Annotated in this window: 2 pseudogenes; both read right to left on the bottom strand. The window is 74.0% G+C overall.

The window, feature by feature from the left end:
* Positions 1-78: 78 nt before the first annotated feature.
* Positions 79-15,299: pseudogene (locus O3438_RS02205) on the bottom strand (type I polyketide synthase); the annotation flags it as partial.
* Positions 15,279-15,329 (bottom strand): annotated as a pseudogene (locus O3438_RS34285) (polyketide synthase docking domain-containing protein); the annotation flags it as partial. The pseudogenes O3438_RS02205 and O3438_RS34285, both read right to left, overlap by 21 nt.
* Positions 15,330-15,355 lie beyond the last annotated feature (26 nt).

Genomic DNA, 15,355 nt, shown 5'->3' with positions numbered 1-15,355 from the left:
CTCCAGGCGGTCCAGGTCGTCCAGCGCGGAGGTGTCCCCCGTCCCGCCGCACAGGCTGTCCAGGAAGGCGGCGAGCGTGGTCGGGTTCGGATAGTCGAAGACGAGGGTGACGGGCAGCCGCAGCCCGGTGGCGGCACCCAGGCGGTTGCGCAGTTCCACGGCGGTCACCGAGTCGAACCCCAGCTCCTGGAAGGCCTTCTTCGGTGGCACCTCGTCGGCGGAGGCGTAGCCGAGCACCGTGGCCACCTGCGCCCGTACCGTGTCGAGCAGGGCCTTGGCCCGCTCCGCCGGCGGCAGGCCCGCGAGGCGCGCGGCGGCGCTCTCGCCGGCCCCGTCGCCGTCGCGGGCGATCGCCGCGAGCACCTGCTGTGCCTCCGGGATCGCGCTGACCAGAGGGCTGGGCCGGGTCGCGGTGACCGCGACGAAGAACCGCTCCCACCTGATGTCGGCGACGGTGAGGAACGGTTCGTCGTGCTCCACCGCCTGGCGCAGCGTGGTGATCGCCAGCTCGGGTGCCATCTCGGCGACGCCGTGCCGGGTCAGCAGTTCACCGAAGTCACCGTCGGCCATGCCGCCGCCACCCCAGGCGCCCCAGGCGATCGCGGTGCCCGGCAGGCCGAGCGAGCGGCGGTGCTGCACCAGGGCGTCCAGGTAGGCGTTCGCGGGGGCGTAGTTGCCGACGCCGGAGCTGGCCACCGTGCCGGCGAACGAGGAGAACGTGATGAACGCGTCCAGGTCCAGGTCCCGGGTCAGCTCGTGCAGGTGGCGGGCGGAGTCCACCTTGGCGCGCAGGACGCCGTCGACGCGGTGGGTCTCCAGGGCGTCGATCACGCAGTCGTCGAGGACGGCGGCGCTGTGCACCACAGCGGTCAGCGGCGTCTCGGCGGGGATCGCGTCGATCAGCGCGGCCAGGGCGCTACGGTCGGCGGCGTCGCAGGCGGCCACCGTGACCGTCGCGCCGAGCGCGGTGAGGTCGTCGCGCAACGCCTCGGCGCCCGGTGCGTCCGGGCCGCGTCGGCTGACCAGCAGCAGGTGCTCGGCGCCGTGCGCGGCCAGCCATCGGGCCAGCTGGGAACCGAGACCGCCGGTGCCGCCCAGGACGAGAGTGGTGCCGCGCGGCTGCCAGCGGCGAGCGGGGCTGCGGTCGCCGACCGGGGCGCGCATCAGCCGCCGGCCGAGGAGGCCGGGCGCGCGGATCGCGGCCTGGTCCTCGCCGGTCGCGCCGGAGAGCAGGGCGCAGAGCAGGTTGGCGCCGCGCTCGTCGAGCGTCGCCGGTAGGTCCACCAGCCCGCCCCAACGTTCCGGGTGTTCCAGGGCGGCCACCCGGCCGAAGCCCCAGAGCAGCGCCTGGGCCGGGTTGACCAGGGGGTCGCCCGGTCCGGTGCCGATCGCGCCCCGCGACGCGCACCACAGTGGCGCGCCGATACCGAGGTCACCGAGGGCCTGCACCAGGACGACGGTGGCGGCGAAACCGCGCGGGGTGGAGCGGTAGCGGGCCAGGACCCGCTCGTCCAGGGCGAGCAGGGACAGCACACCGTCCGGACGGTCACAGTCCGCCGCGTCGAGGGCCAGGGTGAGCTGGGCGGCCAATGCGGTGCGGTGGACGTCGAACGGGTCGACCTCCACCGGCACGACCCGTGCGCCGCCGCCTCGCAGCGCCGAGCTGACCTCGGCCGGCAGCGGCGAGTCGATCCCGGCCGGTACGGCGACCAGCCAGGTGCCGGTGAGACGCGCCGGTTGGTCGGGGACGCGTACCCACTCGTCGCGGTAGCGCCAGCTGTCCAGCTTCGAGCCGGTCTGCCGCTGCTGCCGCCACGACGACAGGGCCGGGAGCAGGTCTCCCACCGCCGCCGAGTCGACGCCGATGGTCGCGGCGAGCACGTCCGCGTCCTGCCGCTCGACGGCGTTCCAGAAAAGAGCGTCGTCAGTGCTCGGGGCCACGACGGCGGGAGTCGGGGGCCGCTGGCCGCCCAGCCAGTACGGCCGGCCCTGGAACGCGAAGGTCGGCAACGGCACGGTACGCCCCTGCGGGTGGACCGTCGCGAAGTCCACCGCGGCACCGTGCACGTAGGCGGAGGCCAGCGAGTGGGTGAACCGCCGGAGCCCGCCGTCGCCGCGCCGCAGCGTGCCCAGGACCACGGCGTCGCCGCCGGCGTCCTCGGCGAGGCCGGTGAGCCCGGCGATGAGCACCGGGTGCGGGCTGATCTCGACGATCAGGGCGTGACCGGCGTCCAGGGCGGTGTGCACGGCCAGGTCGAGGCGGACCGGGTTGCGCAGGTTGTCGTACCAGTAGGCGGCGTTCATCGCGGTGCCGTCGATCGGCGCGCCGGTGACCGTGGAGATGATCGGCACGGTGCCGGTGGTCGGCGTGATCCCGTCCAGGAGTCGGGCCAGCTCGGCCTCGATCGGTTCCACCTGGGCGCAGTGCGAGGCGTAGTCCACCTGCACCTGCCGGGCGCGGACTCCGGCCGTCTGGGCGGCGGTCAGGAAGGCCGCGACGTCGGCGCCCGCCACGACCACACTGGACGGGCCGTTCACGGCCGCGACGGCGATCCCGTCGGTGAGCAGCGGTTCGACGGTGGCGAGCGGGGCGTTCACCGACACCATGCCGCCGGTGCCGGACAGGGCGAGCAGGGCGCGGCTGCGCAGGGCGACCACCTTGGCGGCGTCGGTCAGCGACAGCGCGCCGGCCACACAGGCGGCGGCGATCTCGCCCTGTGAGTGGCCGATGACAGCGCCGGGTCGTACGCCACGGGAAATCCAGGTTTCGGCGAGCGAGACCATCACCGCCCAGAGCGCGGGCTGCACCACGTCGACGCGGTCCAGCGCGGTCGGGTCGGTGGAGCGCAGCACGTCCAGCAGCGACCAGTCGACGTACGGGTCGAGGGCGGCGGCGCACTCGGCGATCCGGGCGGCGAAGACCGGCTCGGAGTCGAGCATCTCGGTCGCCATGCCGAGCCACTGTGAGCCCTGGCCGGGGAAGACGAAGAGCGGTCTGCCGGCGAGTTGCCGGTCGGCGCGGGGTGCGCTGCCGTCGGGGAACTCGGCGAGGCTGGTCAGCATCTCGTCCCGGTCGGTGCCGACGACCACGGCACGGTGGTCGAAGGTGGCCCGGGTCGTCCACAGGGAGTGGCCGACGTCCGACGGCGTGAGCGAGGGGTGCCGGGTCAGGTGGTCGTGCAGACGGCGGGCCTGCGCGACGAGACCGGCCTCGGTACGCGCCGAGATCGGCCAGGCGGCGACCGGACCGTCGGTCGGGTCGGTGGTGTCGACGGGAGCCCCGGTGGGCGGCTGCTCCAGGATGATGTGCCCGTTGGTGCCGGAGACGCCGAAGGACGACACCCCGGCCCGGCGCGGGTGCCCGGTCTCCGGCCACGGGATCGTCTCGGTGAGGACCTGCGCGGCACCCGTCGACCAGTCGACGTGTGAGGTAGGCGCGTCGACGTTGAGTGTCTTCGGCAGGATCCCGTGCTGGATGGAGAGGACCGCCTTGATCAGCCCGGCGATGCCGGCCGCCGACTGGGTGTGCCCGATGTTCGACTTGACCGAGGTGATCCAGAGGGGGTTCTCCGCCGGTCGACCCCGGCCGTACGTCTCCAGCAGCGCCTGCGCCTCGATGGGATCGCCGAGGGTGGTGCCGGTGCCGTGCGACTCGACGGTGTCGACCTGGTCCGGGGTGAGTCGCGCGTTGGCGAGCGCGGCCCTGATGACCCGTTCCTGGGCCGGCCCGTTGGGGGCGGTGAGGCCGTTGGAGGCGCCGTCCTGGTTGGTCGCGCTGCCGCGCACGATCGCCAGGATCGGGTGGCCGTTGCGCTGCGCGTCGGAGAGCCGCTCGGCCATGATGATGCCGACGCCCTCTCCCCAGGCGGTGCCGTCGGCGGCCTCGGCGAACGGCTTGCACCGTCCGTCCGCGGCCAGCCCCTTCTGCCTGCTGAACAGGATGAACGCGCCCGGCGCGGCCATGATCGTGACGCCGCCGACCAGGGCCAGGTCGCACTCCCGAGACCGCAGTGACTGCACGGCCCAGTGCATCGCGACGAGCGACGACGAGCAGGCCGTGTCCACGGTGACGGCCGGGCCGCCGAAGCCCAGGCTGTACGCGATCCGGCCGGACGCGACGCTGGTGGTGGTGCCGGTGCCGAGGTACATGTCGACGCCCTCGGGGGCCTCGTGCAGCGCGGTGCCGTAGTTCTGCTGGGTGATGCCGACGAACACGCCGGTCTGGCTGCCGCGCAGGGTCTGCGGGTTGACGCCGGCCCGTTCGATCGCCTCCCAGGACGCCTCCAGCAGCAGCCGTTGCTGCGGGTCCATGGCGAGCGCCTCGTGCGGGCTGATCCCGAAGAACGCGGCGTCGAAGTCCGCGGCGTCGTCCAGGAACGAGCCCTCCCGCACGTAGCTCTGGCCGGGTGCGTCAGCGTCCGGGCTGTAGAGCGACTCCAGGTCCCAGCCCCGGTCCGCGGGCAGGGGGCCGAGCGCGTCGCGCTCGCCGACGAGCATCTGCCAGAGGTCCTCCGGCCCGCGTACGCCTCCGGGGAACCGACAGCTCATCGAGACGATCGCGATCGGTTCCCGGTCCCGGTTCTCGGCCTCGTGCAACTGCTGTTTGGTCTCCTGAAGGGTGGTGGTGACCTTCTTGAGGAAATGGCGAAGCTTCTCGTCGTCTGCCATCACGACACTCCGAACTCTCGGGTGATGAACTCGAACATCTCGTCGTCGGTGGCCGACTCGAGGTCCTGCGTCACGTCCGCGGCGCCGGTGGGCTCCAGCCCGGCCAGCAGGTCACGCAGGCGGTTGGTCACCTGCTCGCGTACCGAACCGTCGCCGGGCAACGTGGCCACGGCGGCTTCGATCCGACTCAGCTCGGCCAGCAGCGGCTCGGCCGCCCCGGCCTCGTCCGGCACCACCTGCGCCCGCAAGTACGCGGCGAGCGAGTGGGCGTTCGGGTAGTCGAAGACGAGGGTGGCGCGCAGCCGCAGGCCGGTCGCGACGTTGAGCCGGTTGCGCAGCTCGACGGCGGTCAGGGAGTCGAAGCCGAGTTCCTTGAACGGCAGGGTCGGGTCCACGTCGTCGGGGCCCGGGTAGCCGAGGACGGCCGCGACGTTGGCGCGTACCACCTGGAGGACCAGGGCGTCGGCGTCCTCGTCGGCGAGACCGGCGAGCCGCTGGGCGAGGCCCACGACCGACGGGCCGCCGGCCGCTTCGGTGACCGGCCGGGCCGCGCCTCGGACCAGACCGCGCAGCAGCGCCGGCACGGTCTCCACCGGCTGGTTGCGCAGCCCGGCCAGGTCCAGGTCCGCCGGCACCAGCAGCGGTTCGTCGAGTACGCCTGCCGTGTCGAACAGGGCGAGCGCACGGGCGGTCGGCAGTCGGCGGACGCCGCCGCGTGCCACCCGGCGCAGGTCGGCGCCGTCCAGGTGCCCGGTCATACCGCTGGCCTGCTCCCACAGGCCCCAGGCCAGCGACTCGGCGGGCAGGCCGAGCGCCCGCCGGTGCCGGGCCAGCTCGTCGAGGAAGGCGTTGGCCGCCGCGTAGTTGCCCTGGCCCGCGCCGCCGAGGACGCCGGCCGCCGAGGAGAACAGCACGAACCGGGCGACCTTGCGGTCCCTGGTCAGCAGGTGCAGGTTCCACGCGGCGTCGGTCTTCGGTGCCAGCACGGCGTCGATGCGGTCCGGGGTCAGCGCGGTGATGACGCCGTCGTCCAAGGCGCCGGCCGCGTGCACCACGGTCAGTGGTTGGTCGGCGGGTATCCGCTCGAGGACCGCCGCGAGCGCGTCCCGGTCGGTGGCGTCGCAGGCCTCCACGACGACCTGGGCGCCGAGCTCGGTCAGGTCGGTGACCAGGGCCTCCACCCCGTCGGCGGAGCGCCCGCGACGTCCGGTCAGCACCAGCCGCCGGGCCCCGTGCTCGGTGACCAGGTGTCGGGCGAGCAGCCCGCCGAGGGTGCCGGTGCCACCGGTGATCAGAACGGTGCCGTCCGGGTCGCCACCGGCGATGTCGGTGCGCGGTTCCGGGGCCACCGGGACCGGTGCGAGGCGCGGTGCGAGCGGCCGACCGGCACGGACGACCACCTGCGGCTCACCGGAGGCGACGGCCGGGACGGCCACGGTCAGCGAGGTGGGATCGTCGTCGAGGTCGAGGAGGACGAAGCGGTCCGGGTTCTCCGCCTGCGCAGTGCGGATCAGGCCCCACGCGGCGGCTGCGGCGAGGTCGTCGGCCGGGTCGCCGGTGTTCGCCGCGACCGCACCCCGGGTGACGACGACCAGTCGCGACGCCCCGAACGCGGGTTCGGCGAGCCAGCGCTGCACCAGGTCGAGCGCGACTGTGGTGCTGCGTCGCGCGCCGGTGCCAGGCTCGGCCGCCGCCTGCGGATCCGCGTCGAGCGTCACGAAGACCATCTCGGGTACGGCCGGGGCGTCCGCCAGCGCGGCCAGGTCCGGGTATCCGGTGCCGGCGACGCGGGTGAGCTGGTACGGGTCGACGCCGACGACAGCGGTGGCCGGCGCAGTGCCGGGCAGCACCGGCGTCCAGTCCAGCCGGTACAGCGACTCGTGGTCGCCGCCGCGGGCGCTGGCCAGCCGGTCCGCCGACACCGGCCGCATGATCAGCGAGTCGATCTCGGCGACCGGGGCGCCGGTGCTGTCGGCGACGGTGAACGAGACGCCGACGGCGCCGGCCGGCTTGAGTCGGATCCGGAAGCTGGAGGAGCCGGTGGTGTGCAGGGAGATGCCGCTCCACACGAACGGGAGGCGGCTGCGCTCGGCCGGTTCGCCGTCGCCCATCCGGGTCAGGAAGGTGTTCAGCGACATGGCCTGCAGGCCGGCGTCGAGCAGGGCCGGGTGCATGCCGTACGCGCCTGCGGCGGCCCGGCCCGACTCGGGCAGGGACAGCTCGGCGTAGACGTCGTCCTCGGTGACCCAGGCGGCGCGCAGGCCCTGGAACATCGGCCCGTAGTCGAACGCGGTCCGGCTGACGGCCTCGTAGAACTCGGAGAGGTCGACCGGTCGGGCGCCGGGTGGCGGCCAGGTGGTGAGGTCGGCCGGCCCGGTCGGGTCGGCGGCGGTGCTGATCGCGCCGGTGGCGTGGTGGATCCAGCCGGTGGCGTCCAACGGGTCGCCGGTTTCGCCCTCGTCGGAGCGGGAGCGGACGTTGATGGCGCGCCGGCCGTTGCCGTCCGGCGGGCCCACCCAGAGCTGGAGTTGGCGGGCGCCGCGTTCGGGGACGATCAGCGGGGTGAGCAGTGTCAGTTCTTCCAGCCGCCGGCATCCGGTCTGACCCGCGACGTGCAGGGCGAGTTCGACGAAGGCGGTGCCGGGCATGACGTTGGCGCCCATCACCTTGTGTTCGCCGAGCCAGGGGTGGGCCTCGACGGAGAGCAGGCCGGTGAAGAGGACAGCGTCGGAGTCGAGCAGGGGGATGGCGGCGCCGAGCATCGGGTGGCTCGCCGGGTTGAGGCCGGCGGTGGCGATGTCGGCGCTGATCGGGAGGTTGACCTCGTCGACCCAGAACCGCTGGTGTTGGAAGGGGTAGGTGGGCAGGTCGACGGTCCGGGTGGCCGGGATGACTGTGGTCCAGTCGACGGGTGCGCCCTGCACCCACGCCTCGGCCAGGGCCCGCACGATCTGACCGGTGCCGCCCTCACCTCGACGTAGCGTGCCGATGGCGGGGACGTCGACGCTGTCGGTGATCGCCCCGGTCAGCACCGGGTGGGCGCTGACCTCAACGAAGATCCGGTGCCCGGCGGTATAAGCAGCCTGCACCGCCAGATCCAGACGCACCGGCTGCCGCAGGTTGCGATACCAGTACCCGGCGTCCATAGCCCCGCCGTCCTCCACAGTGGAGAACACCGGCACCGACCCCGGCTGCGGTCCCACCCCGTCGAGCAGACGGGCCAACTCCGCCTCCACCGGCTCGACCAGCGCGCAGTGCGACGCGTAGTCAACCTTCACCCGCCTGGCCCGCACCCCCGCCGCCTCGGCAGCGGCCAGGAACGGCTCCAGATCCGCACCGGCCACCACGACACTGGTCGGACCGTTGACCACGGCGACGCTGACCCCCTCGGTCAACAACGGGGTGACCACGTCCAGACCGGCGCTGACCGACACCATCCCGCCGCTGCCGGCAATCGCCAACAGGGCTTGACTGCGCAGGGCGACGACCTTCGCCGCGTCGCTGAGCGACAACACCCCGGCGACACAGGCCGCCGCGATCTCACCCTGCGAATGACCGATCACCGCGTCAGGGGTGACGCCCTTGGCCTTCCACACCTCCGCCAACGCGACGTGCACCGCCCACAACACCGGCTGCACCACATCCACCCGCTCCAACAGGTCGTCGGAACGCAGCACGTCAAGGAGGTTCCAGTCCACGAACGGCGCCAGAGCCGCCGCACACTCCGCGACGCGGGCCGCGAACACCGGCTCGGACTCCAACAACCGGGCCGCCATGCCGACCCACTGGGAACCCTGACCGGGGAACACGAACACCACGCCCGACGAACGGGCCACACCGGAGACGACGGCGCTCGACGGCATCCCGTCGGCCAGCGCGGCCAGACCGGCCCGGTGGTCCGGGCCGAGCGCCACAGCTCGCTGCGCGAACTCGGATCGGCTCAGCAGCGAGTGGGCGACAGCGGCCGGCTCCGACTCCAGGTCGGCGAGTCGGCGGGCCTGGTCGGCGACGGCCTTGGCGGTACGCCCGGACAGCACCCACGGCACGTCCGGCGACACCACTGTCGACTCGTCGGCCGGCGCGGCCGGCGCCTCCTCGATGATCACGTGGGCGTTGGTGCCGGAGACCCCGAAGGACGAGACGCCGGCCCGCCGTGGCCGCCCGTACGCCTCCCAGGGCCGGGCGTCGGTGAGCAGCTCGACCGCACCGGCCGACCAGTCCACCTCGGGTGTGGGCTCGTCCACGTGCAGGGTGCGGGGCATCGTCTCGTGGCGGATCGCCGCGACCATCTTGATGATCCCGGCGACACCGGCGGCGGCCTGCGCGTGCCCGATGTTCGACTTGATCGAGCCGAGTCGCAGCGGCCGGTCCGCCGGGCGACCCTGACCGTAGGTGGCCAGCAGCGCCTGCGCCTCGATCGGGTCGCCGAGCACCGTGCCGGTGCCGTGTGCCTCGACCACGTCGACGTCGGCGCTGCCCAGGCCCGCGTTGGCGAGTGCCGCGCGGATGACGCGTTGCTGCGACGGGCCGTTCGGGGCGGTCAGGCCGTTGGAGGCGCCGTCCTGGTTGATCGCGCTGCCGCGGACCACGGCCAGGACGTGGTGGCCGTTGCGCCGTGCGTCGGATAGCCGCTCCACCACCAGGACACCGGCGCCCTCGGCCCAGCCGATCCCGTCGGCGGACCCGGCGAACGACTTGCACCGTCCGTCCGGTGCCAATCCGCGCTGCTGGCTGAACGCGACGAACGCGGCCGGGGTCGCCATCACCATCACGCCACCGACCAGCGCGAGGGAGCACTCCCCCTGCCGCAGCGCCTGGGCCGCGAGGTGCAGGGCGACGAGCGACGACGAGCAGGCGGTGTCCACCGACAGAGACGGCCCTTCCAGGCCGAGCGCGTACGACACCCGCCCGGAGATGACGCTGGCGGTGGTGCTGGTCAGGCCGAAGCCGCCGACACTGGACGGGTCACGGCCGAGGACGCCGCCGTAGTCCTGGCCGCTGGTGCCGGCGAACACACCGGTCCGGCTGCCGCGCAGCGACACCGGGTCGATACCGGCCCGCTCGATCGCCTCCCAGGACACCTCGAGGAGCACCCGCTGCTGCGGGTCCATGGCGACCGCCTCGCGGGGGCTGATCCCGAAGAACGCGGCGTCGAAGTCGGTGGCGCCGTCGAGGAAGCCGCCCTCACGCACGTAGAAGCCGCCCGGTCGGTCGGCCTCCGGGTCGTAGAGGCCGGCGATGTCCCAGCCCCGGTCCTCCGGCACGCCGGTGATGCCGTCGGTGCCCAGGTCGACCAGCTGCCACAGGTCCTCCGGCGTCCGCACCCCGCCGGGGTAGCGGCAGGCCATGCCGACGATGGCGATCGGCTCGTCGGCGGCGACCGGCGCGGCCTCGGTGCTCGCCGCCGTCGGTGCCTCGATGCCGCCGAGCTGTTCGTGCAGGTATCCGGCGAGGGCCTGCGGGGTCGGGTAGTCGAAGATGAGGGTGGCCGGCAGGCGCAGCCCGGTGGCACCGCCCAACTGGTTGCGGATCTCCACGGCGGTGAGCGAGTCGACGCCGAGTTCGGAGAGGGGCTGCTGCGGCGGGACGGCCGCCGGCCCGGGGTGGCCGAGGACGGCGGCTGCCTGTCCGCGTACGAGATCGAGCAGTGCCCGCTCCCGGTCCGCCTCGGCGAGGGCGGCGAGGTGGGTGAGGAACGCGTTGCCGGCGCGGGTCTTGGCACCCGGCTTGCCTCCCGGCACCCGGACCAGCCCGCGCAGCAGCGCCGGTACGCCGCCCTGGGCGCTCTGCGCCCGCAGGGTGGCGAAGTCCAGCCGGGCCGGCGCGACCACCGGCACCGGCGCGGCGATCGCCCGGTCGAAGAGCGCGAGCGCGTCGGCGGACGGCATGGAGACGATGCCGCCGCGCGCGATGCGGGAGAAGTGGGTGTCGTCGAGGTGCTCCGACATGCCGCTGCGGGCGTCCCAGAGGCCCCAGACGAGGGACACGCCGGGCAGCCCGGCCGCCCGTCGGTGCTGGGCGAGCGCGTCCAGGTAGGCGTTCGCCGCCGCGTAGTTGCCCTGACCGCCACCGCCGAGGGTCGCGGCGAGAGAGGAGAACAGGACGAACGCGCTGAGGTTCGCGTCCCGGGTCAGGTCGTGCAGGTGGTGGGCGGCGTCGACCTTGGGTCGCAGCACCGCGCCGACGCGGCCCGGGGTGAGCGCGCTGACCACGCCGTCGTCGGAGACCCCGGCGGCGTGCACCACGGCGGTCAGCGGGTGCTCGGCGGGCACGGAGGCGAGCAGCGCGGCGACCGCGGCGCGGTCGGCGGTGTCGCAGGCTGCCAGTGTCACCGCGGCGCCCAGTGTGGTCAGTTCGGCGCAGAGTTCGGCGCTGCCCTCGGCGGCGCTGCCCCGGCGGCTGGTGAGCAGCAGGTGCCGGACACCGTGCCGGGTGACCAGGTGCCGGGCCAGCAGACCGCCCAGGGTGCCGGTGGCGCCGGTGATCAGGACGGTGCCGTCCGGGTCGAGCGGGGGGTTCGGCTCCCGGGGCGGGGCGAGCCGGGCCAGCCGGGGCACCCGTACCGTGCCGCGCCGGACGGCGACCTGCGGTTCACCGGTGGTGACCGCCTCGATCAGCCGGCCCGCGCTCGCCGGGTGTCCGTCGAGGTCGGCCAGGACGAACCGCTCCGGGTTCTCCGACTGGGCGGAGCGGATCAGGCCCCAGACCGGGGCGGCGGACAGGTCGGTCACGTCCTCGTCCGGGCCGGCGGCGATCGCCTGACGGGTGACCACCACCAGCCGCGCCCCGTCGAACGCGCCGTCGTCCAGCCAGTGCTGCGCGGTGACCAGCGCGGCGACTGTGGTGGCGTGGGTGGACCGGGGATCGGAGTCCGCTCCGGAGCAGCCGACCAGGACCAGGTCCGGACGGTCCGCGCCACCGGCCAGGGCGACCCCGAGGGCCGCGAGGTCCGGGTAACGGTCGGCGGAGATGTCGGCGAGTTCGGGCAGGTCGTTGCCGAGGATCGCGATCCGGCCGGGGTCGCCGGCGGTGGTCGTGACGGCCGGCCAGTCGACGTGGAAGAGCGTGTCGTCGGGGGTGGCGAGCTGATCGGCGGAGATGGGACGCAGCGTGAGCATCCGCACCTCGGCGACCGGTGCGCCGGTGGTGTCCGCGACGGCGACGCTCACGTCGGCGTTCTCCGCGATCCGGACGCGGACCCGCAGGTCGGTGGCGCCGGCCGCGTGCAGCGCGACGTCGTTCCAGGCGAACGGCAGCCGGTTGCCCTGCTCGGTGGTCCGGGCCGGCAGCAGGCCGGTGGCGTGCATGGCCGCGTCGAGCAGCGCCGGGTGCAGGCCGAAGTCGGCCGGGTCGGTGCCGCTGCCGTCCGGGATGCGCACCTCGGCGTACGCGTACTCGCCGGCCACCCAGGCGCGCTGGAGTGCCTGGAACGCGGGCCCGTAGGTGAAGCCCTGCGCGGCGAGCCGGTCGTAGAAGCCGGTGAGGTCGGCGGGGCGGCCGTCGGCCGGCGGCCAGGTGGTGAAGTCCCGCCAGTCGGTGGTGGACGCCTCGACGGCCTGGACCACGCCGACGGCGTGGCAGGTCCACGGCTTGTCCGGGTCGGTGGAGTCGACAGCTCGGGAGTGGATGGTGACGGCGCGGGAGCCGTCGTCCTCGGCCGGGCCGACCGACACCTGCAGTTCGGTGTCGCCGCGCTCGGGCAGCACCAGTGGCGCCTGGAGGGTTAGTTCGCGCAGGTGGCCGGTGCCGACCTGTTCGCCGGCGCGCAGCGCCAGCTCCACGAAGCCGGTGCCGGGCACCAGCACGGTGCCCTGCACGGCGTGGTCGGCGAGCCAGGAGTGCTGCTCCAGGCTGAGCCGGCCGGTGTAGAGGAAGCCTGCGCCGTCGGCGAGCGCGACGGCCGCGCCGAGCAGCGGGTGCCCCGCCGGGCGGACGCCCACGTTGGTCAGGTCGCCGGTCCACCGGCGGGAGGTGTCCGGCCAGTACCGCTCGTGCTGGAAGGCGTACGTGGGCAGGTGGACCGGCCGTCCGGCGGGGAGCACGGCACGCCAGTCGACTGACACGCCGTGCACGTGCAGGCCGCCGAGTGCGGTGAGCAGCGCCACCGGCTCGGGACGGTCCTTGCGCAACGCGGCGACGACCACCTGACCGCCGGTCAGGCACTCGTCGGCCAGGGCGGTCAGGACACCGCCGGGGCCGATCTCCACCAGTGTGGTGACGCCGGCGTCGACCAGGGCGGCGATGCCGTCGGCGAAGCGGACCGCGTCGCGGACGTGGCGCACCCAGTAGGCGGCGTCCAGTCGCTCGTCGAGCCGGCCGGTGACGTTGGAGACGATCGGGATCTGCGGCTCGTGGTAGGTGACGCTCTCCGCGACCCGGCGGAAGTCGTCGAGCATCGGCTCCATCAGCGCCGAGTGGAAGGCGTGGCTGACGGTGAGCCGCTTGGCCCTGCCGACGGTCGCGGCGACCGCCTCGACGGCCTGCTGGTCGCCGGAGAGCACGACCGAGCGCGGGCCGTTGACCGCCGCGATCGAGACGCCGTCGGTCAGCAGGGGCAGCACCTCGGCCTCGGTGGCCCGCACCGCGACCATCACCCCGCCGGCGGGCAACGCCTGCATCAGGGTGCCGCGCGCGGCGACCAGTGTCGCCGCGTCCGCGAGGGACAGCACACCGGCGACGTGCGCGGCGGCCAGCTCGCCGATCGAGTGGCCGATCAGGTGGTCGGGCACGATGCCCCAGGACTCGACCAGCCGGTACAACGCCACCTCGACGGCGAACAGACCGGCCTGGGTGTACGCGGTCTGGTCCAACAGGCCGTCCGGGTTCTCCGCGATCACCCGGCGCAGCGGCTGCTCCAGGTGCGGCTGGAGCGCGTCGCAGACCTCGTCGAACGCGGCGGCGAAGACGGGGTACGCGGCGGCGAGGTCGCTGCCCATACCGGTGCGTTGGGAACCCTGACCGGAGAAGAGGAACGCGGTACGCGCGGGCTGCCGCTGGCCGGTGAGCACTCCGGTGTCGAGGCGCCCCTCCGCCAGCGCCGCGAGCCGGTGCACCAGGTCGGCGCGGTCACCGGGCAGGATCACGGCCCGGTGGTCGAACGTGCTGCGGTCGGCCGTCAGGGCGTACGCCACGTCGCGCAGGTCGATCCGGTCGTCGCCGGCCACCCGGGCGAGCAGTTTCGCCGCCTGCGCCCGCAACGCCCGCTCGGTACGCCCGGACAGCAGCCACGGTCCGTCCGGCGCGGTGCTGGCCGCCGGTGCGGTGTCGTCGGCGCCCTCCGGGGCCTGTTCGAGGACCACGTGCACGTTGGTGCCGCTGACCCCGAACGAGGAGACCGCCGAGCGGCGCGGCTCGTCGGTCCGTGGCCACGGCTGCCGGCTGGTGAGCAGTTCGACGGCGCCCTCGGACCAGTCGACCTGCGGGGTCGGCTCGTCCACGTGCAGTGTCTGCGGCAGGACGCCGGCGCGCATCGCGAGGACCATCTTGATGATCCCGGCGACGCCCGCGGCGGCCTGGGTGTGGCCGAGGTTGGACTTGATCGAGCCGAGCCACAGGGGGCGCTGCGGGTCGCGGTCCTGCCCGTACGTGGCGATGAGCGCCTGCGCCTCGATCGGGTCGCCGAGGCCGGTGCCGGTGCCGTGCGCCTCGACCGTGTCGATCTGGCTCGGGGTGAGGCCGGCGTTGGCCAGCGCCCGTTGGATGACGCGCTGCTGCGCCGGGCCGTTCGGGGCGCTGAGCCCGTTGGACGCGCCGTCCTGGTTGACCGCCGAGCCGCGGATCACGGCGAGGATCGGGTGACCGTTGCGCTGCGCGTCGCTGAGCCGTTCCAGGACCAGCACACCGGCGCCCTCCGCCCAGCCGGTGCCGTCGGCCGCGGCGGCGAACGCCTTGCACCGCCCGTCGCCGGACAGACCGCCCTGCCGGGAGAATTCGAGGAACGCGCCCGGGGTGGCCATCACCGTGGCGCCGCCGGCCAGCGCGAGCCCGCATTCCTGCTGGCGCAGGGCCTGAGCGGCGAGGTGCAACGCCACCAGCGACGAGGAGCACGCGGTGTCGACGGTGACCGCGGGGCCCTCCAGCCCCAGACAGTAGGAGATCCGGCCGGACACGACGGCCGCCGCGTTGCCGGTGAGCAGGTGCCCCTCCAGCCCAACGGATGCACCCAGCAGCAGCGTGCCGTAGTCCTGGCCGGCGGTGCCGGCGAAGACACCGGTCTGGCTGCCCTTGAGCGTGACCGGGTCGATCCCGGCCTGCTCCAGGGCCTCCCAGGTGACCTCCAACAGCATCCGCTGCTGCGGGTCCATCGCGGTGGCCTCGCGTGGCGAGATGCCGAAGAAGGCGGCGTCGAAGTCGGCCGCGTCGTAGACGAAGCCGGCCTGGCGGGCATCGGAGGTGCCCGCCGCGCCGGTGCCGTCGCCGAACAGGGCGTCCAGGTCCCAGCCCCGGTCGTCCGGGAACTCGGCCATCGCGTCGCGGCCGTCGAGCAGCAGTTGCCACAGGTCCTCGGGGGTACGGACGTCGCCGGGGAAGCGGCAGCCCATGCCGATGATGGCGATCGGCTCCTGCTCGCCCGCCTCGACCTCGCGCAGCCGTTGCCGCGTCTGGTGCAGGTCGGCGGTGACCCGCTTCAGGTAGTCGAGGAGCTTGTCTTCAGTCAGCATCGCTTGCCAACCCCTCCGGATGCGCG

The organism is Micromonospora sp. WMMC250 (assembly GCF_027460215.1).
GTDB lineage: Bacteria > Actinomycetota > Actinomycetes > Mycobacteriales > Micromonosporaceae > Micromonospora > Micromonospora taraxaci.
This window is presented reverse-complemented; position numbering and strand designations above follow the sequence as displayed.